Source organism: Soonwooa sp. T0.1_25 (assembly GCF_057652215.1).
This window is the reverse complement of sequence record NZ_JBYFBZ010000032.1, coordinates 1-3,349: the sequence shown is the minus strand read 5'-3', so window position 1 is coordinate 3,349 and position 3,349 is coordinate 1. Positions and strand designations below refer to the sequence as shown.

4 protein-coding genes are annotated in these 3,349 nt (G+C 32.4%); all 4 read right to left on the bottom strand.

The window, feature by feature from the left end; all coding sequences use genetic code 11:
- Nucleotides 1-210 precede the first annotated feature (210 nt).
- On the bottom strand, nt 211-987 hold the full coding sequence (locus AC23MB_RS14145) for a DUF6602 domain-containing protein (protein ID WP_487787623.1): 777 nt from the start codon (nt 985-987) through the stop codon (nt 211-213).
- Between the two features lie 6 nt (nt 988-993).
- Entirely contained in the window at nt 994-2,139 is a 1,146-nt protein-coding gene (locus AC23MB_RS14140) for a DUF3800 domain-containing protein (protein WP_487787622.1), read from the bottom strand.
- A 228-nt stretch (nt 2,140-2,367) separates the two neighbouring features.
- Nucleotides 2,368-2,685 carry a DUF4288 domain-containing protein gene (locus tag AC23MB_RS14135; RefSeq protein WP_032132346.1) on the bottom strand — a complete coding sequence of 106 codons (318 nt, stop codon included), beginning with the start codon at nt 2,683-2,685 and terminating at the stop codon, nt 2,368-2,370.
- Between the two features lie 4 nt (nt 2,686-2,689).
- Nucleotides 2,690-2,986, bottom strand: coding sequence for a hypothetical protein (locus AC23MB_RS14130; RefSeq protein WP_277693919.1), 297 nt, complete (start codon nt 2,984-2,986; stop codon nt 2,690-2,692).
- Nucleotides 2,987-3,349: the final 363 nt, after the last annotated feature.

The window sequence follows — 3,349 nt, the reverse complement described above, 5'->3', positions numbered from 1 at the left end:
CAAAAATTTTTTCCGCTAAAATCCAACCTGATTTTCCTCTAAAAACCGCAATATTGGTATAAAATTGCAGATAACGGTTGGGCGCTTGGCGAAGAAGCGGATTTCGAAGCACTAAACTGTCTGCTAGCACTGAGCTTGATACGAATTACAAAGATTCATCTAAGCACTGAACCCGCTTTTTTGCCAAACGCCTGTTATGCCTCGTTTTTTTCATAGGCAGACAGTTCTATTTCGTCTAGTTTCCTTAGTTCCCTCTATTGGAAAGTCCATAAAATATCTGTCTGTCATATCTGCTGTTGTCGTCATATGAATTAGATTGGAAATAAAGTAAGAATGGGATAAATCTTCTAACTCATAAATATTATAGAAATTTGCGTTACAATCTGCTTCTATTGGTGGATTCAGCCCTCCGCTATCTAGCCAATGCCGAATGAAAATATTACCACCTAATGAGAAATGGTTAATTAGTCCTCCTGAAAGTCTAAGTGAATCATCTATAACTGTAGAATTAATTCGTCCTTGAAAATCAAATGAAATTAGTCCTCTAAATATTCGATTATTATCTGTTCTTGAAAGCCTTGGGAATCTTACTATTGAACTGAAATTTTCTACGACCTTGTACAGTCCGTTTTTATCAGTCCGATTTGATAAAACTCTAGATTTTACTTCAATTAAAGCCTTCACACTATTTTGAGTTACAATCACAAAGTTGCCCTCACTAAAAATAGTAGGCTGTGTATTGTCATATATTAGAATATCAATTTGTTTTGAAACAACATTTTCATTGTGAGATATTTGATTTAAAACAAATCCAGTTCCAACAGATAGATTATTAGGTAATCTAGTCCTTAAAACTGCTTTTAGTTTTTCTTCTTTATATCTACCGTCTTCACCCCAGTTAGCATCACCAATTAAATTTCTAACACGATTCTTAATTGTGTCAAGCTCTCGGCTAATGGAAATCTGATATTCTAATGTATTTATCATTTTACTTTATTCTTTATCAAGTAGGTCTTTTAGTTCGTTAAATGTATCCTTGTTTAAAATGTCTAATTCGTTTCCTGTCGCTAACTTTATTGTATTTCTTGCCTCCTTTATTCTGTTTAGCATTGGTAAAACTATTCGTTTTCCGTGATTGATAAAGTTGTCTAAGTCTTGAGAGCAAGATGGTATTTTATATCCGTCCCGACTTGATGCTATTAAAACACCTTTGTCCCTTAAATTGCCAACTACTTTAGTTCTAAAATACTCCTCCTTTAGGTCTTCGTGTCTGCTTTGATTTAAATGGTTGAAAATTTCCTTTGTCGAAACATAGCGGTTTCTAATGCTTGCTCTTTGAAATAGTAATAAGAGTTTTAGGAAGTTTATTTGGTCGATTTTTTGTTGGTCGCATCCTGTTTCTTTGTCTATGAAGTCTTGAACTCTTAAATAGCAGACTTCAGCAATTTTAGGGTCGAAAGTTGCATCAACGTTTGTGTCTTGAAATTCCTTAAATGAAAACTCTTTTGGGAAAAAGTTCAGACTGCTGATTTTTGGTTTTAAGATTTCTTCAAATTCGCTACTGTGTTCGGATTTTTTGCCCTCGTCAAAAATGTAACCCAATGTTCCTGCAACAAAGTCAGCTAACTGGATGAAATAGCTTTGTTTGCTGTTAAGAATATTAAAGTCTGAACCAGAAAACAAATTTCTCTCGTGATGCTTCTCTACATAAGTTTTAAATTCACGCATAAAATCGTTTCCACCGTGTTCATCAACGTAAAGTTCAAGTCGTGGAAATGTCCTGTAAAGTTCTTTATAAACTAAGTTATTGAGATATTTATAAAATGATTTTTTGATGCCAAATCCTTTTCCAAAAAGCTGTCTTTTGTCAACGATAACAGCATAAATAGATATGTCTAGTTGTGCAATGTCTTCAAGTATCTTTTTGCGTCTTGGGTGGTTAGGTCCAACGCCACTTGATTTCATTTCACCTGTCTGAAAATTATGCTTTCTTCTTATTTCATCAATGTCTGTTTTTAGCTTTTCTAAATTTTCGTTTTTGCACATAACAGTCGCCACAATGAAATGTGTTCCTTGTGTCTGAAAGTCAAATGAGTTGTTTCCAAACTCGTCTGCAAATGCTGTTATATTATGTTGCATTATCGTCTTTTAAAATGAGGCATAACGGGAAACGGCTTTGCGAAGGCGGGGCTAAGAAAGCCGAAACTTTCTATTAAAAACCGAACTGAGCAAAAACTATTTTCGTTTTTTCAAAATTACAAAAAATAAAAAAAACGAAATGGTTTTTTGCGGATAAATTTTACAAAACTTTCACCGCAAGGGAACTTCACCCCCGCTTTTGCAAAACCGATGTTAGCAGAAGTTTTTTTATTGGCTATAAAGTTTTTCAAACTTAGAATATGACTCTATATCTTGAAAATTTCTTGAATATAATTCTTGATATTTTTCCTGTGTTTCTTCCCTCAAAAATTCGTTAACATCAATTATTTTTTCAAAATTTACAACAATTACATCTTCATTCTGATTTTTGTAGGTAGTTTCACAAGATTTTCCATATTCTTCTAAAACAGTCCTTGCTTCATCTATATTTTGTGACTTTATAGACAAATATGTCTCCTCAAAACTGCAGTTATTCGTCGTTTCATTTTTGGTTCTCAAAAGAACTATTCCGAAATATTTTTTCATAATATTATTTTTTAAATCTGTTGTCATTTAATAATTTCCAAGCCTTTTTGTGATCCGCAGAGGTGCCATTTTTTACTTCTCTAATTTTTACATCATAGAATTGACCTGGGAATTCTGAATTAATTCCACCTTTTCTACATCTTCCAATAAAACTTCTACAAGTTTCGTCAAGATTTTGACTTGCGTCGCAAGAACTCTGAAATACAAAAGTTGGTTTTCCATCAAATGGTTTTTGCTTTTCAAACGAACTTAAAGTAATAAAGCATACAAATAGCAATACTAAATTAAATGTCTTTTTCATTTTTTTTAATTTTATAGTTTGGATAAAAATATAAAAATTTATTCATTGATAAAAATCTTTTATAGTTATTTTTCACTCTTTTAAGACGATAGTTTTTATAAAATTTCTGCTAACGGAAAAAGTATTGGCGAAGTGCGGGCTTAATTTGCACGAAAGTTCAATTTCAGACCAATCGTAGCCAATATTTTTTCAATGGAACTAAGTTAATCAAAAATGTGGAATTGGAAAATATTGGCGGCTAAATATTACAAAAAGTACAATTTAGGCATAAACCCCGCATTTTGCCAATACCATGTTAGCCGCAGTTTTTTTATCTATGCTTTTCAAAAAGCCATTTTGGGATTTCCTCCGTAATTAAGAATG